The sequence below is a fragment of the Cytobacillus sp. EB106-05-05-XG126 genome, from assembly GCF_058791715.1.
In genome coordinates, this window is sequence record NZ_JBYTDU010000020.1 from 1 (window position 1) to 23,229 (window position 23,229).

The 23,229-nt window shown below is 37.2% G+C and carries 22 protein-coding genes and 1 pseudogene; 12 read left to right on the forward strand and 11 right to left on the reverse strand.

The genetic code is table 11. From position 1 onward, the window contains the following. Positions 1 to 58: 58 nt before the first annotated feature. Positions 59 to 382: an ATP-dependent DNA ligase gene (locus AC3WTL_RS23265; RefSeq protein WP_492370120.1), complete on the reverse strand. Its 324-nt coding sequence runs from the start codon at positions 380 to 382 to the stop codon at positions 59 to 61. 213 nt (positions 383 to 595) lie between these two features. Between AC3WTL_RS23265 and AC3WTL_RS23270 the strand changes: the two genes are divergently transcribed. Genes AC3WTL_RS23270 through AC3WTL_RS23285 form a run of 4 tightly spaced genes read left to right on the forward strand, consistent with a single transcriptional unit; the run spans position 596 to position 4,225 of the window. Next, positions 596 to 1,723, forward strand: coding sequence for a tyrosine-type recombinase/integrase (locus tag AC3WTL_RS23270; protein WP_251612862.1), 1,128 nt, complete (start codon positions 596 to 598; stop codon positions 1,721 to 1,723). A gap of 10 nt (positions 1,724 to 1,733) precedes the next feature. Beyond that, positions 1,734 to 2,855 (forward strand): hypothetical protein, encoded by a 1,122-nt coding sequence (locus AC3WTL_RS23275; RefSeq protein WP_492370111.1) that lies wholly within the window; start codon positions 1,734 to 1,736, stop codon positions 2,853 to 2,855. Continuing rightward, positions 2,806 to 3,843 (forward strand): tyrosine-type recombinase/integrase, encoded by a 1,038-nt coding sequence (locus AC3WTL_RS23280; protein ID WP_492370112.1) that lies wholly within the window; start codon positions 2,806 to 2,808, stop codon positions 3,841 to 3,843. Before AC3WTL_RS23275 ends, AC3WTL_RS23280 begins: the two co-directional genes overlap by 50 nt. Position 3,844: 1 nt before the next feature. Further along, positions 3,845 to 4,225, forward strand: a complete 381-nt coding sequence (locus AC3WTL_RS23285; RefSeq protein WP_061794226.1) for a DUF6262 family protein — start codon at positions 3,845 to 3,847, stop codon at positions 4,223 to 4,225. 97 nt (positions 4,226 to 4,322) lie between these two features. Here the strand turns inward: AC3WTL_RS23285 and AC3WTL_RS23290 are convergent, their stop codons facing one another. Further along, complete coding sequence (locus AC3WTL_RS23290) at positions 4,323 to 5,183, reverse strand: ATP-dependent DNA ligase (protein WP_061794227.1); 861 nt, start codon at positions 5,181 to 5,183, stop codon at positions 4,323 to 4,325. A 239-nt stretch (positions 5,184 to 5,422) separates the two neighbouring features. Between AC3WTL_RS23290 and AC3WTL_RS23295 the strand changes: the two genes are divergently transcribed. The 6 genes from AC3WTL_RS23295 (at position 5,423) to merA (ending at position 9,479) form a co-directional block, all read left to right on the forward strand. After that, positions 5,423 to 6,151, forward strand: a complete 729-nt coding sequence (locus AC3WTL_RS23295; RefSeq protein WP_061794228.1) for an alkylmercury lyase family protein — start codon at positions 5,423 to 5,425, stop codon at positions 6,149 to 6,151. Between the two features lie 78 nt (positions 6,152 to 6,229). After that, positions 6,230 to 6,628 carry a mercury resistance transcriptional regulator MerR1 gene (gene merR1, locus AC3WTL_RS23300; RefSeq protein ID WP_061794229.1) on the forward strand — a complete coding sequence of 133 codons (399 nt, stop codon included), beginning with the start codon at positions 6,230 to 6,232 and terminating at the stop codon, positions 6,626 to 6,628. Between the two features lie 14 nt (positions 6,629 to 6,642). Next, the gene (locus tag AC3WTL_RS23305; protein ID WP_061794230.1) at positions 6,643 to 6,912 is read left to right on the forward strand and encodes a hypothetical protein; all 270 of its coding nucleotides are present in this window, start codon (positions 6,643 to 6,645) and stop codon (positions 6,910 to 6,912) included. After that, positions 6,909 to 7,211 carry a mercuric transport protein MerT gene (gene merT, locus AC3WTL_RS23310; RefSeq protein ID WP_061794231.1) on the forward strand — a complete coding sequence of 101 codons (303 nt, stop codon included), beginning with the start codon at positions 6,909 to 6,911 and terminating at the stop codon, positions 7,209 to 7,211. The genes AC3WTL_RS23305 and merT overlap by 4 nt, the downstream gene beginning before the upstream one ends. 16 nt (positions 7,212 to 7,227) lie before the next feature. After that, positions 7,228 to 7,566, forward strand: a complete 339-nt coding sequence (merP, locus tag AC3WTL_RS23315) for a mercury resistance system substrate-binding protein MerP (protein WP_061794232.1) — start codon at positions 7,228 to 7,230, stop codon at positions 7,564 to 7,566. A 254-nt stretch (positions 7,567 to 7,820) separates the two neighbouring features. Beyond that, entirely contained in the window at positions 7,821 to 9,479 is a 1,659-nt protein-coding gene (gene merA / locus AC3WTL_RS23320) for a mercury(II) reductase (protein WP_061794233.1), read from the forward strand. 132 nt (positions 9,480 to 9,611) lie between these two features. On the opposite strand, the pseudogene AC3WTL_RS23325 reads toward merA, so the two are convergent. Further along, positions 9,612 to 9,830 (reverse strand): annotated as a pseudogene (locus AC3WTL_RS23325) (ATP-dependent DNA ligase); the annotation flags it as partial. A gap of 213 nt (positions 9,831 to 10,043) precedes the next feature. Here AC3WTL_RS23325 and AC3WTL_RS23330 point away from each other — a divergent pair. Together AC3WTL_RS23330 and AC3WTL_RS23335 are read left to right on the forward strand one after the other, a co-directional pair. After that, the gene (locus tag AC3WTL_RS23330; protein ID WP_009336142.1) at positions 10,044 to 11,078 is read left to right on the forward strand and encodes a hypothetical protein; all 1,035 of its coding nucleotides are present in this window, start codon (positions 10,044 to 10,046) and stop codon (positions 11,076 to 11,078) included. 11 nt (positions 11,079 to 11,089) lie between these two features. Further along, positions 11,090 to 11,800: a hypothetical protein gene (locus tag AC3WTL_RS23335; protein WP_009336140.1), complete on the forward strand. Its 711-nt coding sequence runs from the start codon at positions 11,090 to 11,092 to the stop codon at positions 11,798 to 11,800. 20 nt (positions 11,801 to 11,820) lie between these two features. On the opposite strand, the gene AC3WTL_RS23340 is transcribed toward AC3WTL_RS23335, so the two are convergent. From AC3WTL_RS23340 to AC3WTL_RS23375, 8 genes are all read right to left on the reverse strand, one after another. Beyond that, entirely contained in the window at positions 11,821 to 12,453 is a 633-nt protein-coding gene (locus AC3WTL_RS23340) for a hypothetical protein (RefSeq protein ID WP_009336138.1), read from the reverse strand. A 2-nt stretch (positions 12,454 to 12,455) separates the two neighbouring features. After that, positions 12,456 to 12,986 (reverse strand): hypothetical protein, encoded by a 531-nt coding sequence (locus tag AC3WTL_RS23345; RefSeq protein ID WP_019380456.1) that lies wholly within the window; start codon positions 12,984 to 12,986, stop codon positions 12,456 to 12,458. A 45-nt stretch (positions 12,987 to 13,031) separates the two neighbouring features. Next, positions 13,032 to 15,155: a peptidoglycan DD-metalloendopeptidase family protein gene (locus tag AC3WTL_RS23350; protein ID WP_034297894.1), complete on the reverse strand. Its 2,124-nt coding sequence runs from the start codon at positions 15,153 to 15,155 to the stop codon at positions 13,032 to 13,034. A gap of 4 nt (positions 15,156 to 15,159) precedes the next feature. Further along, the gene (locus AC3WTL_RS23355) at positions 15,160 to 19,245 is read right to left on the reverse strand and encodes a hypothetical protein (RefSeq protein WP_492370113.1); all 4,086 of its coding nucleotides are present in this window, start codon (positions 19,243 to 19,245) and stop codon (positions 15,160 to 15,162) included. Between the two features lie 16 nt (positions 19,246 to 19,261). Then, positions 19,262 to 21,367, reverse strand: coding sequence for a VirB4 family type IV secretion system protein (locus tag AC3WTL_RS23360; protein ID WP_009336130.1), 2,106 nt, complete (start codon positions 21,365 to 21,367; stop codon positions 19,262 to 19,264). Then, a complete protein-coding gene (locus tag AC3WTL_RS23365; protein ID WP_492370114.1) occupies positions 21,306 to 22,226 on the reverse strand; it encodes a hypothetical protein in 921 nt (306 codons plus the stop codon). The genes AC3WTL_RS23360 and AC3WTL_RS23365 overlap by 62 nt, the downstream gene beginning before the upstream one ends. Further along, complete coding sequence (locus AC3WTL_RS23370; RefSeq protein ID WP_019380452.1) at positions 22,223 to 22,567, reverse strand: PrgI family mobile element protein; 345 nt, start codon at positions 22,565 to 22,567, stop codon at positions 22,223 to 22,225. The genes AC3WTL_RS23365 and AC3WTL_RS23370 overlap by 4 nt, the downstream gene beginning before the upstream one ends. Before the next feature lie 73 nt (positions 22,568 to 22,640). Beyond that, positions 22,641 to 23,012 carry a pilin gene (locus AC3WTL_RS23375; protein WP_009336128.1) on the reverse strand — a complete coding sequence of 124 codons (372 nt, stop codon included), beginning with the start codon at positions 23,010 to 23,012 and terminating at the stop codon, positions 22,641 to 22,643. Between the last annotated feature and the right edge of the window lie 217 nt (positions 23,013 to 23,229).

Here is a 23,229-nt window from a genome sequence, read left to right on the forward strand (position 1 = left end):
GGTATATGTCGAAAAATATTTTTTTGACATCCCACCAACGGGTCAAACCGTTGTTATATCAATATTTATAGAGGGAGTGTGCTTTTTTTATAACAATCCCTTCTAGTCCATGCTCTTTGGTTAAATTAAAATATGCTTCCGCATTTCCGGTTGTCCATTCGACCGGTGCTATATATTGAGAAGGTTTGATTAATGATTTTAATAGTTCTTTTCTCTTGAGCAGAGGTAAATGTGTAATTCTTTTCTCCTCAAGATAGATAATATCGAATACACAATACTGTATGGGTTGTATTCCATTTCTCCCCGCTTGAAATCTGCTCATTGTTTCCTCGAAATCAGGTTTACCTCCAGGACCAGGCACAACTACTTCTCCATCCAGGATCGTTTAACTATACTATAATAATTACAGGATGGAATGTTTAATATATAACGTTTTATCCTCTTTTTTATTCATAATATACTGTATATCTATACTAAATTAATTTAGTATATTATGTTTAATATTAATTTATTTTTCTGAGGGCGTAGCCCACAGCGGGAGGCGTCGTGAGGTCCTTAGACCGAGCGTTAACAAAACAGGAGGTGAACATTCTCTTTGAGGGTTCAAGAAGTTATCTTAGAAGGTTTAAGCAAGCGATACATGCTAATTGATCAACATGGATGCCCGGTACTACCTGTTATGAAGTATTTAAAGTATTTGGACATAACAGAGAAAAGTAGCAATACACAAAAAACTTATTGTTATGCTTTAAAGCACTACTTTGTATTTTTACACGACAATAACAAAGACTACAAAGCAGTTTGTTTAGATGATTTAGTAGAATTTATTGGATGGTTAAGGAATCCTTATCAAAACATTAAAGTATCACCAATACAGCCCAAAAAATCAAAAAAAACCGAAAAAACAATCAATCTAACAATTACAGTTATTTTAAACTTTTACGACTACCTATACCGTAATAACACTATTAGCAGCAATATGGTTGACCCTGCTTTTAAACAAGTTTTCTCAGGGGGGAGAAACAAATTTAAAGATTTTCTTTTCCACGTTAACAAAGGAAAGCCTGTTAACCGGAACATACTTAAATTAAAAGAACCGAAACAAAGACTTAGTGTTTTAGTAAAAGACGAAGTTCTACAACTTATTGAAGCAACGAAAAATATCCGGGATAAGTTGTTAATTCAATTATTATTTGAAACAGGATTACGTATCGGTGAGGTATTGTCTCTATTTTTGGAAGACTTTGTATTTGACCATATTAAAGGACATAGAATTCGGCTGGTGGATCGTGGGGAATTAGAAAATGGAGCAAAATTAAAAACTGGGGAAAGAGAAATTTATGTTTCTCAAGAATTAATGGATTTGTACGACGATTATTTATACGAGGTGCTAGATGAACTGGAATTACATAGCAATTTTGTCTTCATCAAAATTCGCGGTGCTAGTGTTGGAAAGCCTATGAATTACCAAGATGTTTCTTCATTATTTAAACGTTTGAGGAAAAAAACTGGTATTTTCAAAATTCACCCTCATTTACTTCGTCATACACACGCTACCATGTTTTACAAACAGACCAATGATCTTAAACAAGTGCAAGAACGTTTAGGTCACGCACATATTCAGACAACAGCAAATTTATATTTACATCCTTCAGAAGATGAAATTCGTGAGAATTGGGAAAAGGCAAAAAGTTCATTCATTATACAATCAACGGAGGCTTAAGTAATCGTATATGACAGAGCTGAACATTTTCAATTACACTACACAAGATTATAATAGTATTTTTCGAGAGCATATTTCTAAGGTTATTCAAGAAAACTTAGTAGAAGTTTCTCCCTTCAACCACATAGATGAAATCACTAACTATTTTGTAGATATGGACATATGGAACGTAAGGACTTTTGGGACAATCTCGAACTTTATCAATGATTTTCAGAAGTATAAGGGATTAAAAGTAAATATAAAATTTAAGACCAAAAATGAGAATATAAAATTAGAATTAAAATATTTTTGTATAAATAAGTTATTTTCTACCGAATGGGCTCTAGGTACTTTTATGGCCGGCACTTCTAATTACATGACAAACTTACAAACATTTATTGATGAAGAGTTTCCTAACATTAAATCAATACTATCAGTAGAATTTCCAGTCTTAAATGATAGATGGAGAGCGTGGTTAGAAAAAAATAATATCAAAACAATAAAGACTGAATTAAAAGAGGTATCAGACAAAGTTTATCAAATAAAATCTCCAATTTTTATGTTTTTGGGGCGATTTTATGAGGGTATTTCAACTGTTTTAGACGATCGGGATGAATGGGAAAAAGATATTTGGGACATTAGGATGTTAATAAAAAAATATGACATAGAGTATAATCCTAGTAAAAATGATTATTTGGTGAATTTTTCTACAATTGAAAACTCTTATTTTAGAGAAGCCGTGAAATCCTATTTTAAACAAAGAATTTTAGCGCAAAATAATTTTTCGTGGTCTACAGCTAGAACTTATGTGGGTTGGATAGGAAAATTTCTTAATTATATATCGCACATGGAACCTACTTGGAAAGATTTAAAACTGCTTTCGCGACAACATATTGAAGGCTATATTGAGTGGTTAAGTCAATATGTAAAAGGTCACACTAGAAAAGATGCAAACCCTAATAGATACAAGCGTCAATCACTTACAGCTGTAAATCAATTTATAAGAGACTTGCACTTTTATAACAACAGTCATATGGCTCCTACTTTACCTGTTGATCTATTAATTTTGCCAGGTGATAAACCAAGGAAAGTAAAAAAATCGCATGATACCATCGATTACATACCCCCTGTTTGTATTGGAACAGTTATTTAAAAATATAGACCATCTACATAAAGAAGTTCAACCAGTTGTATGGCTTGCATTTAAAACAGGTTTAAGAATATCTGATGTGTTAGGTTTAAAGCAAAACTGTTTGGTTTTGCTAAATGGGAAATTCAGTATAGTAACCGATATAGAGAAAACATATGTAAAAGGCCACATGATTCCAATCGATGAAGAATTAGCAAATATAATGGCAGTTTTAATAGATAATGCAAAAAAACACAGCAACCAAAAGAATAATCCTGAAGACTTTATTTTTGTTCGATATAGGGGGAAAAGGAAAGGAAAAGCTTATGAACAAGGATGGGTTTCTGACCAGTTAAATCTCTTAGCTAGAAGAAAGATTATAACCGACGAAATTGGGAACCTATTTCATTTTAAAATGCATCAGTTTCGACATACCTTTGCAATAAAACTGTTAAATAGCGGTACCGATATTTTCACAGTGCAAGAGTTACTCGCCCACTCGTCACCGGAGATGACAATGGTATATGCTAAACTTTTAGATGAAACAAAGCGTAAAGCATATGAAAAGGCGGTTACTGACGGAGTTTTTAGTTTCGATTTAAACGGTAATATGTACGAAGTTAATAAAGATGAAGAGATACCGGAAGAAATAAAGGAAATGCTTTGGCTAAACCACAAGTTAACCGCAATTGACAATCCTTACGGATCCTGTAGAGCGAGATTAAATGGAAATTGCCCTTATGCAGAGGAACCCCCTTGCTTAACATGTAATGGTGGCAGCCCATGTAAGGACCTGGCAGTAGGCCTTTCAGAAATGGATGTAGCAAAATATGAAATTCACATTCAATCCACTTCTAAAATGGTTGAAGTAGCGAAACAATATGGGCGTGAAGAAATAGCACAAAAAAATCAGAAGAATTTAGAGAGACTACAGGATATTTATAATACGATTAAACAAGGAAATATAATATTTGGACGAATGGAAAGAATAAAACGTATGCAAGGAGTATAATATGGCAGCATATGACCGCAAGAAACACCTAAAGCAAATCCACGAAAGTCGAAAAGCCATTACCATAAGTAAAGTAGATGAGGCTATTAAAAGGCTCGTTAGAGCTAATCAAGCAATTAATTTTAATAGTGTAGCCAGTGAGGCCGGAGTGGCAAAGGCTACGCTATACAATAATGTGGCACTACGTGAGCGAATTGAAACACTACGTCAGCAGCAGATAAAGAGCCCTTCTGCAAAGCAGGTTAAGTCTGAAATGCATGAAAATAATAAAGACGCGATTATCGAATCGTTAAAGCGGAAAGTTAAGCGATTAGAGCATGAGAACAAGGATTTACGAGACCAATTAAAGGTAGCGTATGCAGAAGTCTACAAGAAGATATAAGCTGAGTGCCCCTTCTCTTTCTCGTTCCAATTAAATCCAAGGTGCAAAAGACACCTCTTATATTAAATAAAACGCCAGGTTTCCCCTGGCGTTTTATTTAATATAGAAACTTAACAAAGGAAGGTGTGCGTAACAGTCCTTTCCTCGTATAATTTCGGAATTTCAAACGACATCTAATAACTGGTTCCAGTTCAACCAACTTATCATCTTCTCGTGTAATCAGTTGTTTAGAAATAGCATAAAACGCCTGTCGTACCTGTGGTGTTGTCCCAAGTTCTAATGTCCCTATCGGACGAAAGTTTTCTCCCTCTTTCCGGGAACACACCCATCCAAATTCATCCTTCCGGTATCCAGTTATATAAACGTCTTCATACATCCAGTTGATCAATTTAAGCCAATGCTTACTTCTCTTACTGACATATTTACTGTTTTTATACTTACATACCATGCCTTCCAACTTCATCTGTTCGACTGCAGCAAATAAATCCGTACCCCGATCCTCAATATAGCTAATTTTCTTGTAAAAAGCATTTTCATGCATTACTTCATCCAAAATAGCCTTACGTTCTAAAAGAGGTATGGAGCGTAAGTCTGTTCCATCATAGTGCAGAATATCAAAAACGACATACTCAACCGGCAATTGCTTTTGCAATATTTTGATTTTGTCCGACTTTTTCGCAGAAAAGCGTTCCATTATCAGTTCAAAATCAATTGATCCAGTTTCAGGGTCTACACAAACGAGCTCTCCGTCTAGGATAACGTCAGTATCTACCGGCACATCAAGTAATTCGGGAAAGCGTTGCGTTATCTCGTTCTTATGCCGGGTCCACATGCGGGTCTGATCACCTACTTTACTAACAAGTAAGCGAATGCCGTCCATCTTTGGCTCAAAAATATAGTTTGTATCATAAAATGGCTGATCCGTTTTTTCTAATAACATTGGTGTAATAAATGACATGAAATCACCCAATATAATTTTAATGGGTCAATAGGTAAAAAGTCTATGGGAACTGTTGGGTGTTGATTTAAGCAACTTCTTTTTCATAACTGTTGTACAGTTCCCTCCATGTTTGCATAGAGGTAAGAGCAGAAAGTTCAAATAAAATTTCAAGAAATAATTATTGACCCTGTACCATAGTACGAGGTTTAAACTATAAAAGAATAATAACTTAAATACACAATAAAGGACGCAACAACATGAGCGAAAATCATATCAATGCTTCAATAAAGGACCAGGTGTTACAATCACTCGGTTTGCCAAAAGGAGGATTTGAGGAAAAAATCAGTAACCTGTCTCCTGCCGAAAACCTGATTCGTACAGATATCCTTCTTTCCATGGCAGAGGGAAAAATAGTCAATATCAATAATATAACCGCAATGGAGGAACAAGCCAAAATCGATATGAACTCTGCTCTTCAGCGTTTGAGGGAATTGGACCTAGTTCACTGGGACCACAAATCTGGAGATGTCACAGTGGCATATCCTTTCTCTGGAGTTCCCACCCCGCATCGAGTCACATTGGCTGGTATGGCACCATCTTATTCCATGTGTGCAATTGATGCTCTAGGCATTCCATCCATGTTTACGGATGCCGTGATTGAGTCTGAATGTGCATTTTGCGGTGAAAAGATCACCATCCATGTGAAAGACAACGTTCCCGTTACCAATCTTGGCACCGTTGTAGTAGGCTTGGGAACAATGGATACTGCCAACGCATGCTGCGATTCTTCTTGTGGACCGAGTGAGCCAATGTCCATTTCTGCCAGCTGTTGTCCAGCCATACAATTTTATTGCTCTGAGGAACATTGGCAAAAAGCGAATGCAAAAAATTCAACGATGGCGAAGGTCAAGCTGACTCTTATGGAAGCCTATGAGGTTGGTGCTGCTATATTTGGCGGCACGTTATCTGGATCTAATGCTGAGTAGAACTTCATGCAATGAAGTACAATATATATTGACCCTGTACCTAAGTACAGGGTGTATACTCTATCTGAGGTGAAATATATGCAATTTCGTATTGGAGAACTGGCTGACAAGTGCGGCGTTAACAAGGAGACAATTAGATATTATGAGCGTTTAGGCTTAATTCCAGAGCCTGTTCGAACCGAAAATGGCTACCGTACGTATTCTCAACAAACGGTAGATCGAGTGAATTTCATAAAAAGGATGCAGGAACTGGGCTTTACCTTAAATGAAATTGACAAATTATTAGGAGTTGTCGATCGTGATGAAGCAAAGTGCAGTGATATGTATGATTTCACTGTTCTTAAGATAGAGGACATTCAGCATAAAATTGAAGACCTCAAAAGAATTGAACAAATGCTGATGGACCTCAAAGAAAGATGTCCTGAAAACAAAGACATTTACGAATGTCCCATTATTGAAACGTTGATGAATAAATAAAGAGGTGAAACAAGATGAAAAAAACAATTAAAAGTACAGCTTGGTTACTTGTTGCACTAATTACATGCCCGTGTCACCTCTTTTTACTCCTTCCGTTGTTCGCAGGTACAGCTCTGGGATCCTATTTCATGGAATTTAAAGATGTAATTTTCATAGTGATGGGCCTGTTATTTGTTTTTGCCCTGTTCAAGGTTTGGAGAAAAGCTGATCCAGAAACAAAAAATGAGGCAAAGAAAGAAACAGCAATGCATGATTGTTGCAGTATGGAGAGGTTTAAATCATGAAGGAAAAAGTATCACAGTTAGCTACTGTATTTTCAGCTTTTGCTATGGCTGCATGCTGCCTGGGTCCAGTTATTTTCATACCTCTAGGACTAACTGGGTTTGCTGGAGCATTAGCTTTTTACTCACTAAAATATCGGTTAATGTTCAGCATTGTTACCATCATTCTTCTTGCTTACTCCTTTTATATGGTTTATGGGAGAAAGGGAAAAAGAAAAAGTTCTGTCCTTGGCTTATGGATCACGACGGTTTTCGTTTTCGGCATGTTTCTTTTTTTATTTCTAGTTGAAGGTGGAATTTAAAAATGAGGTGCTTTATATGAGGGTACAAATAATCAGGATTATGATGCTATTATCCCTTCTGTTACTGGTTACTGCGTGTAGCAATGAAAAAGAAGCACAAAATACTATAGATCCTCAGAAGGAAGAAAAAACTACAGTTGTAACAAATAAAACAGGGACATTCACCGTTTTGGGAATGGATTGTTGTCCACCTTCTGTTGTAAAAGATGTAATGGAACAGGTAGAGGGCGTTGGTAAATCGACCATTAAAGTCAGTGGAAGCACGGCAGAAGTAACGGTTTCCTTTGATGATAAGAAGACGGATTTACAGGCAATCAAGACAGCAGTTTCAGATTTCGGGCTTGGAATCGAGTAAAGGAGGAATTTGATATGAAAAGATATCGAGTAAACGTTCAAGGAATGACATGTACCGGTTGTGAAGAGCATGTAGCAATAGCGCTTAAGAACACCGGTGCTACGGGGGTTGAAGTCGATTTTCGTCGTGGTGAAGCTATATTTGAGCTTCCTAATGATGTGGAGGTTGAATCAGCAAAAAAGGCGATTGCTGACGCAAACTATCAACCGGGACAAGCAGAAGAAGTTCAAAAACCTGAAATGACCAGTAATTTAATGAGGATGTATCGGATGAATGTTCAAGGAATGACCTGCACTGGTTGTGAACAACATGTAGCTGTCGCTCTTGAAAATATTGGTGCAAAGGGAATTAACACCGATTTTGGCCGTGGAGAAGCTGTATTTGAATTGCCGAATGATGTAAAGCTGGAAACAGCCAAAAAAGCAATTGCTGATGCAAAATATCAACCAGGAGAAGCAGAAGAAATACAAGCACAATCGCAAGAAAAGCCAGATGTAAGCTTAGGTGATGAAGGTAATTACGACTATGACTACATCATTATTGGCTCAGGTGGGGCTTCCTTTTCTTCTGCCATTGAAGCCGTAAAATATGACGCAAAAGTGGCGATCATCGAACGTGGAACAGTAGGTGGAACTTGCGTGAACATCGGCTGTGTTCCGTCAAAAACACTGTTAAGAGCTGGTGAAATCAATCATATAGCAAGAAACAATCCATTTGTGGGATTGCACACTTCAGCCGATAATGTGGATTTGGCACCATTGATAAAGCAGAAAAACGAGCTGGTGACGAATCTTCGAAATGCAAAGTATGTGGATTTAATTGATGACTATGGATTTGAGTTAATCAAAGGCGAAGCGAAATTCGTGGACGAAAAAACCGTTGAAGTGAATGGCATGAAGTTATCTGCCAAACGATTCTTAATCGCGACAGGTGCTTCCCCAGCCATGCCAAATATTTCCGGACTAGATGAGGTCGATTATTTAACAAGCACCACGCTGCTTGAATTAAAGAAGGTTCCAAAGCGTCTTACCGTCATCGGCTCCGGCTATATCGGCATGGAATTAGGGCAACTATTCCACAATCTTGGCTCAGAAGTCACATTGATGCAAAGAAGCCCGCGTCTGTTAAAGGAATACGATCCTGAAATCTCAGAAGCCATTACACAAGCCTTAACAGAACAAGGGGTCAATTTAGTGAAAGGAGCATCCTTTGAACGAATCGAACAAGATGGGGACGTTAAAAAGGTTCATGTCGAGGTTAATGGAAAGAAGCGAATCATTGAAGCAGATCAATTGCTGGTAGCCACAGGAAGAACACCGAACACCGCAACTTTGAATTTACAGGCAGCAGGTGTAACAGTAGGCTCTCGTGGCGAAATCGTGATTGATGAGTATTCTAGAACGACGAATGCACGCATTTATGCAGCAGGAGATGTGACGCTTGGTCCTCAATTTGTTTATGTGGCAGCTTATGAAGGTGGAATGGCTGCGAAAAATGCCATCGGAGGACTGAACAAAAAGCTGAATTTAGAGGTTGTTCCTGGGGTTACGTTCACTGCTCCAGCAATAGCAACGGTTGGTTTGACGGAGCAACAGGCAAAAGAAAAAGGATATGAAGTGAAAACATCCGTCTTACCGTTAGATGCCGTTCCAAGAGCCTTGGTTAATCGGGAAACAACAGGCGTGTTTAAACTGGTGGCGGATGCGAAAACACTAAAAGTGTTAGGGGCTCATGTTGTAGCTGAAAACGCAGGAGACGTGATTTATGCGGCAACACTGGCTGTCAAATTCGGTTTAACTGTAGAGGATCTCCGTGAAACGATGGCTCCATATTTAACAATGGCCGAAGGATTGAAGCTGGCTGCCCTTACGTTTGATAAAGATGTGTCAAAATTATCTTGTTGTGCTGGTTAAAGCTCCTTTTTAGGAGCTTTTTTATTATTACTTTTTCATTTAAGTGAGCGACGTTAAACTGTTCAACATATTATTCATGACCAATATATTTAACACCTAGTTATTATTAAGTTTTTTTAAATTTAGTCTTGATAAGATCGTTCCATTTGGGATGTCTATATTCAGGAGCTCAGGAAACTTCCCTGTTATTTCATTTCCATGTCGAGTATATAGTTTTATAACGTTATCCCATTTAGATAGAAGTAACCTAATCCCATCTATTTTTAATTCGGAGATATATTCATTTTCATCAAATGGAAGCTCATCGAATGGAGGATTAAATTTATGCAATAACATTGGTGAAACAAACATCCATACCACCTCATTTCAACATTAACAGATACCTTCGATAGTATCCTTATATAATTGGTGGCAAGTTATCCAAATGCTTGTAAAGTAACCATATTGGAGGTTTCGAAGTCTGAATTTTCTTGACCCTAACATAATAAGGTAATATAATAAACACTATAAAACGGTGTAATTTAAAATGAATTTATTTTGTATTATTTACTGGCGGTGAATAGGATGAACACTTTGCTTAGTGCGGCTAATGCAGCATTGCAATATAACAGGGGAAAACAAACAGGTTTAGCTGGTTTAGTTTTTATAGGAATTGTTTTACTTGCTGCTTATCAATGGGATCATATCGTCCCTATTTTTGAAGCAATCGGTTTGATAAGTTTTCTCGATCAATGGGGTCTCATATATGAAGGTGAATCTTATATGACTGGATTCAGCATCTTTATGGTTGTATTTAGAATCTGCATTTTGTTTGTAGTACTCGGGTTTATATTATTAGTATTAGGAATTATTGTATCAATGGTTGGCTCTAGTGATATCGGTATTTTAATATTGGGTCTTCTTATCAGTATTATTGCCTTACCGTTTTATCTTGTCTGGATACTTTTCGAGACTATATTCACTCCGAAAGAAGTCCGGGAAGAACGAAAAAGAGAACGAATGAGAAAATATAAAGAAGCTAATAGTACTCCAATTGATATCATAAAGGAGAACTATAATGAAATTACTGAAGATGAGGCAATAAGGTATTTGAACCGAATTCCTACTAAGGGAGACCATTTATTCTTATTAGGGGTAACGGAGGAAAACGAAGTATTTTTTGTTTTTCCAAAACCATATTATTTAAATACTGAGAATTTCAGTGCTGGCCTATGGGGAATAAAATCCATTATGAAACGGTGCAATGGCTCAGAATTTGGTATTGGGCCATTTCAGATAGATATTAAGCCAGAAGAGATTTACCCAGGTAAAGGTATTCAGCCAGTCCCAATTGATCGGATTACTTTCTATCACTCTGATAATAGCCATAAGGATATTAAAGCGAAATCTCAGCAATTTAGTTACCGGGATGAATATAGAAAATACATTGATGAAATACAGTCAACATACTTTCAAAAAAAGGATAATTTAGAAAAAACCATTTCTATTACTCCAAATAAAGAAAGATTCAATGAAGCAGTCCATGAAATAGCAAATTTCAATGCTTCCAATGAAGAGATAGTAAGGATGATGTTACAATCTGAAGGAAGAGTACAATAGAGAGGCAATGTATGGATAACGAGGAATTAATAAATCAATTAGAACAACACAAATCGGAAATAACAACTGCTGCACATTGGAACTCATATGCAAAAAGTGTTGGTTTACCAGATTCAAATAAGTTGATCGCTAATTATGGGTCATGGAATGAATTAAAACGTAAGCTAGGGCTTCCGGTAACAAATACATCATATACTCCAAGCGAGATACGTACAATAGTCAAAAAGCATAAGAATCATGTTAGGACCCAATCTGTGTGGGATCTATACGCAAGGGAACATTCTTTACCCTCTTCTAAGACGCTTATAAAGAGTTTTGGAACATGGAGTGAAGTAAGGAAATATGTTGGGAATAAACGTGAAAGAAAACCGACATATACAAAGAAAGACATTAAAGATATACTCAAAAACCATGCTCCCAATTTCCAAAATCGTACACAATGGGATGTTTATGCAAAAGAGAATAAACTTCCGACTTACAAGACTATAAAGAAATTTTTTGATTACGAGGAAATTACAAAAATTCTTAACAAGGAAAAAAAGATTAATTTATCAAAAGATGATCTAATACGCATAGCACTTAAGCATAAGGATATATTTTTAACATCAAGCATGGCAAAGTGGGATATATATGCTTCTGAGAACAACTTGCCTAGAAGTACCACCTTCCATAAACATTTTGGCTCCTGGAACACAGCTAAAAATGTGATAAAGCCAATGTAATTTAAAAGCCAGCTCTCCTGTTATTGGAGGCTGGCTTCTATCTGTTTAATGATATCCCAAGCAGAAGTAGTTATTACGTAAGTGCCTATTTCATCCTCATGGTGAGAGTCTGATAAAGTTAAAAGATCAAAATTTACCGTGGCTTCTTTTTGATCGTCGTATTTAATGGTTAGTGAGATTGTGTTGCTATCTGTATTTAAGAACCCTTTATTTACTTTATACAAAATCTCTTTTAGAGTACCATTGCGAGAAATTTTATCCATTATTTCTTTAGTAACGGCATCCTTATCGGGATTTTTACTCTTAAATAAATCTTGAGAGATAGACTCTACATAAAAACTAGATAAAAAGATGTCGGTATTGTTGCTAAGAAGCCCAGCAATAAAATATTTTATGGCATCTTTTTTGGGATCTTCTTTTCCTTCATGCTCAGCATGTTCTGGATGGAAATAACCAATGTCTTGGTCGTTACCTTCCGCTAATTGAATTGTTTTCTCAGTGTATTCTTTTGAATCTTTTATTTCCTTCAGTACCTCTTCTTTAGTAGCGTCTAACTCAATCCTTTGTTTGTCTGAATTGATATCTAGATAGATAAACAAAGAAACACCTAAAATGGCCATTATTGATATTAAAGCGGCAGATTTTTTATTCATGATTATTGAGGTGTCTCTCCGTCTGAGGTTTCAAGACTCTTTCTTAGTATTTTCCATTCATTATTGATAGATGCTTGATTCGTTTTAATTTCTTGGTACTCAGTTCTTAGATAGTTTTTATCAATTTCATTTTCTTCAGTGTTGGCCATATCAATAGCAGTTAACAAAAGTCCGTGAGAGCGATTAATTAGCGCTATAAGATTTTGATGGTTCTCAAATAATTCGGGCTCTACATCTAAACTTTCAACATCAGAAACTAGTGTATTTGATATTTCTATATTGTCTTTCATAGATTTTGCGAATTGTTCACGGCTGTATTGTTCAGTATATAAGCCATCTAATGAATTATTAAAGGACTTAAAAATTGATGTCATTTGATCAAAATATACTTGTAAGGACTTATCATATTCTTCTAGATAGGATTTATTTTCTTCAGTTACCTTTAAACTTGCTGTAGCATTTTGTTTTGAGGAACATCCCATTAAAATAAAAATACTAGTAATGATAATAGTTGCAATCCCTAGCTTTTTCACAAATACTGATTCTCCTTTGGTTAGAGGGGGAATCCCCCTCATTTATTAAAATTGAACAACTAATGCCGGATTCATCGCATTCCCTTTATTGGGTGTCCACTGGTTTTTGTGTACTTCAAAGTGTAAGTGTACTCCAGTTGAATTCCCGGTCGTTCCCATATAGCCTAAAAATTGCCCTTGCTTGACTTTTGCACCTTGACTCACTGCTCTATTGGTCATATGAGCATAAACTGTTTCATAAGCTTGCCCATTAATGTTGTGCTTAATAAAAACAACGTTTCCATAAGATGAAGAAAAATATGATCGGCTAACTGTCCCATCTGCAGAAGCAACGATAGGAACTTTGGATTTACCCCCAGAAGCGATATCAGTTCCATAATGTACCGTTCCCCATCTTGCTCCAAAAGGAGAAGACACAGGACCAATAGCTGGCCTCATAAAGCTACCTGGCTTTAATGGAGGAGTATCTCCACCACCTTCATAGGTTGCTGCAGTCTTAAATTTCTCTGCGTTTGATAGTACCTTATTAACATACCAATCTGCGTGATTGTATTGCCAAATGGCTTTTCTTGCATCTTTTGCATATCCATTTTTTGATAGGTAATATGCTGCGGTATGAATGGCATCTTCCATGTCCCAAGGGTCTGCTTTGCCGTCATTTTGGGCATCTCTTCCGTATCCATTTCCAGCAGCAATGACTGCTGGACTGGTGATATCTAGACTTGACGAAACGAGTCCTCCGCCGATATTGTACTTCCAGCCAACCCATGTTGCGGGCATGAACTGCATGTGTCCAACAGCGCCAACAGATGAAACCATAGTTTTATGTGAACTGAATCCAGTTTCAACAAAATGTACAGCTGCCAATACATACCAATCAACACCATACTTCTTTTCCGCAGATCGATAGAAAGGCATGTATTGTGGAGGTACACCTGCACCAGGTATTATAGTTCCGTCAAAGCCAGGGGAACCACCGAAGCTACCTCCGGTTCCCATCGTTTGAAGCCAATCTGTATAAGCAATAGTTCCTCCCATAAACATATAGTTTGCTTCTACTATACTTTTATCGGTTAGACCAAGCCCATAAGAATTGAGGATACTATCAAAAGTAGCATAATCAGTAATAGTAGATTTAGAGGACTCGAAATATTGTTGACGTGTTTTAGTAATTGTTTTTACTTCTATTTTTCGAACTTTCTCGACTTCTACTTCTCTAACCCTTTCTTCTTCCCTTGATTTAGCTTTTTTGACAGGAACTTTTTTATACTCTGTTTTAGTTACCTTTTTATACTTTGTAACAGTTATATACTCTACGTACCTTCTACCGTTTTCATCAAGTTTTACAACAGCAATTTTTTCTTCGTAAGGAACGTATTCGGTAACTGTATAGGGCCGTGTCTCATATTCGATATAGTACTCCACTACAGTAACGGTGTATGTTTCTTTTACTTTTTCTTTATATTTTTCTTCCCGGTATGTGATCTTCTCACTAGTTTTCCAAGGAGTGACTTTAGGTGTGTACGTAAAAGTTGTTGTTCCATTCCAATACTCTACATGGTTTAATTTTGTAACCATATTAGAGGTTCTTTTTACAGGTCCAGCATTACATTTTCCATCTTCACATACCGTGACCTGTTTTTCTTTCCATTCATCATATTGACCGTAATCAAATGTAGGAGCAAGAGCATTGGCCATTTTTTTAATGACGCTTTTAATATCATCATTTTTTTGGAAAGCATCTAATTGAATAGTGGCAGCTATTAGTTTTTCGGGTACGCGATAGGGTCTTTCAAGTGAACTATTCATATTTACTGTGCCATTTGCCTGTTGCACAATATATTCATGAATCTTCTTATCTTCACCCTCTAGTCCATCGCCTGTACCGAACATGAAGCTCCAGGCTAATGAGATAACAATAAGAGCAACAATTACCGCTAAAGCTATCCCTATAACAGGGAGGCCAACAGCTCCAACTAGCCAAGCTAGTACTTTTCCAAGTAGCAAGACAAACTTTTTTGCCGCGAATTTAGCTAATTTAACTGCAAATTTAGCTCCTTTTTTAGCTAGCTTTTTAGCTACTTTCCTGCCCTGCTGTTTGGCCTTATGTTCAGCATATTTTCTTAATACGGATGGATCACGTTCTTTTTCTTGAGGTGAAGGCAGCATGCGATCACCTCAAGCCTTCCACAAATGCTTTATTTCTGAACTTGTCATTCTGTTTTCTCATCATATTTCGTTTGTTAGCTGGACGATAAGCGACTAAATCCTCTGGTTTTAATGAAGTAGTATAACCATCAGTATTATTTGGAATCAGCTTATTATTTCTCATCTCACAGGTGATCTTTTGAGTTTCATCTGGGCTAATTCTTGTATCACCCGGTCCATAAGGAGAAATGCGGTAGGTTTGTCCATTCTTTACTCCTTGAAGGTAGCTTCGATTTCTGTCAACAATCATTTCAATGTTGGACATTTCACTCATTGCATTCTTTAAATAATACTGTCCGCTATCTACCAATTGGTTATAGCTTTGTACTTCTTTTACAACCCTTGGAGTTTTAGGTGTGTTCCTATTAGCTACCAGTTTATTAGGGTTAACATTTATTGTGCGGTTTAAATTAACCCTCCCTCCTCCACTGTCTTCTTGGTAGACATTAGAAGTTGGAGTGAGTTGGCCATCTTGAATTGATAAATCTTGATAAAGGGTGTCTCCCTTTTTTAAAGAAGAATCACCCGAGCCAATACGAGAAACTGTTTGAAGCTGTCCCGATTTCGTTCTTACTTGAAGGACTGTTTGACCCTTAGTAGTAACCATTCGAACTGCTCCAGATGCAAGTGTTTTTTGGCCATCATCCCCAATTATAGTTTGAGCCATTTGTTCTATCTCAGATATTTCAGCAACATCCGGAGATTTTTGATTAACAGCGTTGTTATATGGATTCCATCCTTTTAAGCCAAATGCTTTAGTTACTTGTGTTCCTCCAGCTGCATAATTCGCTCCGGCTTTATAACCCTTTACACCACCAATCATGCCTGTGGTATAAGCAACAGCATTTCTGAAGCCTGATTGTTTTTCTAATACATTTTGAGCGATGTGGTTCCTTCCAGCATCCCACGACTGTTTAATTCCTAATCCAACAGAATCAACAGCTGCTGTTACTGGATTTTGAATTGGATCTCTATTTTCCCATGCTGTTCTTGTTTCAACAGGTAAAGACCTAACAAGAGTGCCCAATTTAGAATCACCAACAAATTTGCTAACCGCTTTCGGACCAGAAATAATACCCGTACTTTCAAGGACTCCACTAGCAACACCAGCACCTAAAGCAGATGCTCCTCTAACGAAACTACCTCCTCCGATTAACCGATGGTCTAAAGGTATATGCCTAGGGAGTCCGCTTACAGGATTGGCTAACGCGTTTAAGTTCTTTTGAAATTGATATGGTGCATGTGATGTGTTCCATTCTTGAACAGCCTCTTGTCTGGTGGCCCCAGGGTTGCTACTAATATGCTGTTCAACAAAAGCGTCCCTTTGCTTGTTTGTTTGCATTGAAGCTAATTGATTACGTAAGAATGGTGTATTTACCGACTTCCCTGAATACAGTGAAGCGTTCTTTACGGAACTTGTAGCTCCACGAACAGCGAGGAGGCTAGCGCTTTGACCCGCTCCAATTACCGCGCCTACTTCATTTCCAACCTCATTAACAAAGTCGTCCTTGTTAATGTAAGAATTGGTACTAGAAGGGATATATCCTAATTTAGAAGCGGCCTTACTAGCAATCTGACTAATTGTGTTTTTTTTACCAGCAACCGTATTTTGCCAAGCAACTTCCCGATTTTGGTTATGGGTTTGTATAGTATCTGAACTTGCATCTGCAGGCAATGGGTTGGACATATCATAGTTCTTCATAAAGGATTCACGATTATTTTTAGCCCACTTGCTTGTCAAATTGCTTACAGTAGCACCGATTAATTCAGAACCCTGAGCTTGTCCCACTTTAACTCCATTAGTCGCAGCTTTGACTGCTTGAATACTTTCAGGATTATTAAAACCGGTAATGGAACTTACTTTATTTCCAAGCTGATTTACAAACTCTTCTTTATTAATAGAGGATGAATCAACTGGAGATCCATTCCCTAGTTTGGAGGCAACCGAAATGGCAGCATTTTTAATAGCATTTTGCTTTTGACCAAGTGCTTGATTCCAGGCAGCTTCTTTAGATTGTTGATGCATTGTTTTTTCTTCTGTAGAAGCATTCGTGGGTAAGGGGTTTTCATTATCATAATTTCTCATAAATGCTTCTTTATTTTTACTGGCCCATTCTTTTGTTAGGCCACCAACAGAAGTATTTATCAAATCTGTAGCTTTTGCACGATTTAAGTTAACGCTATTGATTGCATCCTTAACGGCACCTAAACTTTCTTGTTTCCCATTCATGCCAAGAACGCTACCGACTTGATTGCCAACCTCACTAATAAAGTCATCCTTATTAATGAAAGATTGGCCATCTAACTTGCCAAATCCGAGTTTAGAAGCTGCAGCCAAGACTACACCATTTATGGCATTTCTCTTTTCAGCTATCTTCTGATTCCAGGCTTCATTTTTATTCTGATTATGTTTATTCTTTTCAGCTTCCGTAGCATTTGCTGGCAACGGATGAGCGGCATCATAATTTTGTTTAAAGGTATCTTCATTGTTTCTTGCCCAATCATTAGTCAGGTTATTTACGGTGGAATCTACTAAGTCTGAAGCTTTTGCAAGTTTCCCATTTTGTGCTTTAAGTCCTTTTACTGTTGACCTTGCTTTTTCGAGAAAATCACTTTGCTTAGACGCAACTTGTTTATCCCACATTTGATTGATTTCGCGATCAGTGGCATCAGGGAAACGCTCTTTAATATCTTTTAGAAATGCATCTTTATTTTCACCAGCCCATTGAGAGGTTTCTTTATCAGCAAGGGTATTAGCTAATTTTTCATCTGCATGAGCTTCAGCATTTTTTAAACCATCAAACTTGTTTTTCCCCGCCTTAAAACCAGCTTTAGCTCTGTCTGCCAATAATTCTGCACCAGCCATACCCGCTCTTCCCGCTACTCCACCGATTGCACCACCAGCACTAAAACCTAAAGTTGAGCCAGCAATTGAACCGACAGGACCCATCGGTGAACCAGCAATAGCTCCGGCGGCTCCAAAGACAGCTTTACCGCCTTTTGAAAAAATTTCTCCAGCTTTTAGCATTCTTTCTGCTCTTGAGGTAGAACCTATGTCTGTTCCAGCTCCTGCAAGGAGACCTTTTGCACCGTCTTCTTCAGTACCATCTTTTCCGCCTTTAGCATTTTTAGCTACCTGGCCAGCAGCACTTCTTAATGATTGAGCGACAGATTGTCCACTTAAGGCCCCTTTAACTGCACCAGCAACACCCATTAGTGCAGAACCACCCATCATGGCTGCCGTTTTACTTAACCGGTCATTCATCTGTCCTCCTAAACCTAAAAGAGATCTGATTGATTCCGTAACAGGAATAAAGATGATGTAAAGTAAGATACTTCCGATACCAGGATTCGCACCAGCAATTGCTGCAATTACCCAATATACCCCGGCATGAACGGATTGAACAAATACAGTTCCTGCATATTCTTTAAACAATCCAGCGGTAATACCTTTCGTTTGCGGAATAAGGTAAAGAGCCACTGCCAAAGGCGACATTATGGTTAAAATCATTAGTGTAAGGGTACGCATCATATAATAGAAGTTTGCCCATATTGAAAGTCCAAGAAGTACCAATCCTATTATTAATCCCCCTAGAACACCTTGCTTTAGAAATGTAGTAGCCTGTTTCGCAATATCTCCATCCATGACTTCTTTTGCACTTGAGAATGTCGAAACAAACATTTCATTTACGGAGTACATAATTTCGAAAATTGTGCTCAAGTTAAAAAACAATATAGCTACAAGAATAAAGTCTTTAAAATATTCAAATGTATAGGTCCTGTTAGAAGGATTTATACCGGAAGAGGATATTCTCATACCTGCTAATATAATAGAAACTAAAATGAACCCTACAGATAAGGACTGCATAACAGCCATACCTTGAGCTATAACACCAAATTGATCCTCATTAAAAACACCATAATAGTATTCTTCTTTTCCTGTGTCATAAACGAGCCCCTTAAGAGTGTCTAGATCCTTAAAGGGACCCAATATCCATTCGAGCATCTTCTCAAATAGGGACTCAAATATATCCATAATTTTATCTTGCAAGGACCACCACCCCCTTCTAACGCTGTTCCATGAGTTGTTTTCGCTTCATTTGTTCTTCATAAACTGCTTGGTTAGATTCAATGAAGAATAATTCTTCCTCACTAGGATTTGTTTGTAACCACACGGAGCTTTTTCCCATCCGAAGAATTCCTTCACCTTTATCCGGATTCCCGAATAAGATATTTATTTCACCAGCGCTAAGGTCAAAGTTTTCCTTAATAACTTTCAAATCAATTTTGTTTTGCTGAAGGAATAGATAAGCATGTGTATTTTGTAGAATCCCTCTAGCTTTGTTATTTGTAACAAAGCGTACAAAGTCCTGACTTGCCAATCGAAGACCTGTGTTTCGTTTACGGGCTCTTCGTGCCATTTTTTCAAGGAAACTGACTGTTTGCTCAGAATCGATTAATGTCCAAGCTTCATCGGCGTAAACAAATTTCTTTTTTGTTGCGTTATCTAGATTTTTCACAAAATGCTCCCATAAATAATTCAGGATTACATGATAAGCAATTGGGCGTAAAAAGCCTTCCTCCATTTGGCTAATATTAAAATTAACCAGCCTTGCATCTTGCAATGATTGGGTAACTCCCTTGCCAAGATATGTTTGTCCATCGAAGATAGGCTTTGAGCCATCCCTTAAGAAGGGGCGAATGGCGGCTATTAATCTTAGAGCTTTTGGCTCTTCCTCATAATGATCTTTTAAGTATTCGAACACATCAGATATAGTCGGTTCCGGTTTCCTTACTTTTGATTGGATCAATTGGTTGTCAACTTGAACTACCTCGTTGCTGAATAAGGAATCAGGATGAGATGTAAGCTTTAACTTTTCATTAAAGATGTATTGAACTGCTTCTTCTAAATAGTTTCTCTCAAAAACATCAAGGCCTCGATCTTCCGAATTCTTACCGCGGCAAATAATATCGAAAAAGTCCAGAATGTCATTCATTTTTTCTCTAAGAGGTACAAACCGAATAAATTTCTTCCCCTCTTTTTCAATAACTTCTCGTTCATCAGTATCTTCTAATAAATCTAACTCTTCATCTTGCTCATCCATTGGGACGTCAGTAAAGTTAATAGCGAGAGGATTAATGCAAATATCTTCTTCTTCACTAATGTTTAAATTGATACCACCTAATCGTCTGGTGATTCGAACAAATTCACCTTCTGGGTCTATTAATCTGCTATAGATATTTGCACCAGTTAATTCCCGAGCAATTAAGAGCTTAAGAGTTACTGATTTACCTGAACCAGATATACCAACTACAAACATGTTATAGTTTTGTGGACGGTACTCTTCATTCCCAAAACTATTGATAAACTCTAATTGGCCAGTAATTTTATTTATTCCTAATGGAATACCTCCCATGTATTTACCGCTGCCACTAATGAAGGGAGCGAAGGTAGATAAAGCACGGCGGTCAATATTACGAAATGAATCCGGAATCTCATTTTTCCCAAAAGGAATAACACTTTTAAAACCTTTTTTGACTCTGCCCCAGGTCGAGACTAAAGAGAAGAATTGACTGCTCATTTCATCCTCGATGGCTTCACTGTACCTATTTAGTTCCTTCTCGCTTTGGCCATATAAAACCCCTAACGAACTAACGTTATACATGTCATTCTCGGAGAACTGTATTTCGCTCATAAGTAAGTCTGTGTCTCGAATTTTAGATTCCAAATCATTAATTTGATCAATGTTTCCTCTTTTAGTCTGAAAGGTTAAGTTCGACTGGAGCATTGTAATTTGCCGCTGTAAGGTTCTAATGGCATCTGATTTTCCTACTTTATGTACATCAATTAGAACGTCTACTTCTCCACTTGAAGAAAGATTGTAGAGCCAATTAGTCTGCATTTTTCTGGGATAGCCGTCTCTTGGAATATAAATTGGACGGAAATATGTTTTGGTTCCTAGAGATTGCTTTATTATTCCAAAATCTTCACTATTAATTTTTAAGCCTTCAGGGGAAATAATGTCCCACATTGTAGGCTTAGTCACCATTTGATGATCTGAGATCGCTTCATCCTTACCGGACTGTTTTTTCTTTTTAACCTTACTTTCTTTAACTTGCTTGGCCTTCTTCTGTTCGATCTTCTTTTCGCTGTTCTTCTTGGTTAAATTCATTTTCTTCAATAGCCTCCTTAACCGCTTCAATATGTTCATCAGTCTGCTCAGCTGTTACGTACAATGCATTTTTTTCTGTTTCTACTAAATCTTTGAAACGATTTTTTACTGCTTTTCGACGATTAAAAGTGTGATAAAGCAATTCATAAATCCCTTCTGTAGGAAGAAGAGAAACATTCATTTCCGCTCTCCTTAATTGAGATTTAGCGGCATTCAATCTCCTCATTAATTCAGCAAATGATTTCTCAACAAGTTTTTCTTCTAATTCTTCAGCTGAATCAGCTGAAATGTCCTTTGCGTTGATTTTATGACTAAATATGAGATATCTCTTAGTCTCATAACGTGGTGTTTGTGATTGCCAATTTTGTAAGTCATCAATCATTGATTGGCCAAAACTTAATGCTGCTTCATTAAGGTCTTCTGAATTTCTCATGCTCTCTTTCATTTGCTGGACCGGTTCAGAAATATCTATAAAACGATTTTGTAGGTAAAACTGTACAGGGTAATTAATGGCAGCTAACCAACTTTCAAAAACCATATCGATCGCTTCCTGTTCATCTTGGCTCTTAAGGAAGTAATTGACCGGCTCAACTTCAGCTATCATGGTGAAGGAATTATCGTTAAACCTAATCATATGGTTTGATATGTCCTTTACTTCATCAAATAACTCTTGAAAAAGCTTTGGCTCTTCTTCGACTGAAACCTCATGCTTTTTCTTTTTTTGTTTCTTTTTATTTGATGGGGTATCTGATTCATAAACTTTTTTTTCTTTCCAAGGGAGAATGGGCTCCTTCAACATCATTTTGTAAAATACATAAGCAACAACCCCGAAGATTGCCATTACGATAAGTTCAATCATTTATTAGTCACCTTCCAATTTTTAGAACGGCTACCTTTCCGCCAAATGCCTATCTGTTTTCCGTAATTAAGCTTAATTAGAAAATAGTGGTCAAAATTTAGATGAAGTTTTGTTTTTTTCCAAAAACCAAATATGAAAATAAAAACCAGTGTGGGAATTGCTGAAATAAGAGCAGCTATCCCACCGACGATAAAATGCGGGAATATGTTAAAGACTATGGGGATATATGTATATAAAATGGCCCCGCCAATGATGAGGTAGATAAGTTGCCTTATAGAGATAAAGCCTAGTATTGTTTTTTGTTCAGAGGACATATCAATTGGAACAGTTTCTTTTCTCAAATGAGCACCTTCTTTAAAAATCTACCCCTCTAATAATTTAGAGGGGTATGAGTTTTTCTATTTGAATTTCTAATTAGGATCCGAATCCTGCAAACCAACCAGCAATAGTCGTTGCTTTAACAATAATGAAAATTCCAAGTCCAGCCATTAAGATTCCAATAAAGCCCTGCGTTCGGGCCTGTGGATTTCCGCCCTGAGCAGCTGAGAGTCTCATACCCGCGAATAATAGGCATCCAATAACCCAGAATCCACCTACAGCTGTAATAAAGTAAACAATGTTAGCAAGATCGGTATAAATTTTACTGTTTTTCAAATCTCCTTGAGGAGAAATACCGGATTTCTTCCATGCTGCTGCGGCTTCCTCAGGAGAGAAAATAAGTAAAGAAAAGGCAAATACTGCAGTTAACGCTACAAATGGAAATAATTTTTTCATAGACTTTTTCATGGTTCCACCTCCTTCGAGGAACAAAAAAAGCCCCGAAGAATCTAAGAGCTGTAGATACAAAAAGTATCTACTCTTAGTTCTTCGGGGCTTTCCCGTTGGTTTAAATTTGTATATCATCATAATAATGTAAATATTGGATATGGTCAAGCCTTTATTCCTGTTTTTTGAAGGGCCTATTGCTCCGTGAAATCCTAAATTATGGTACCAACTTTAATAA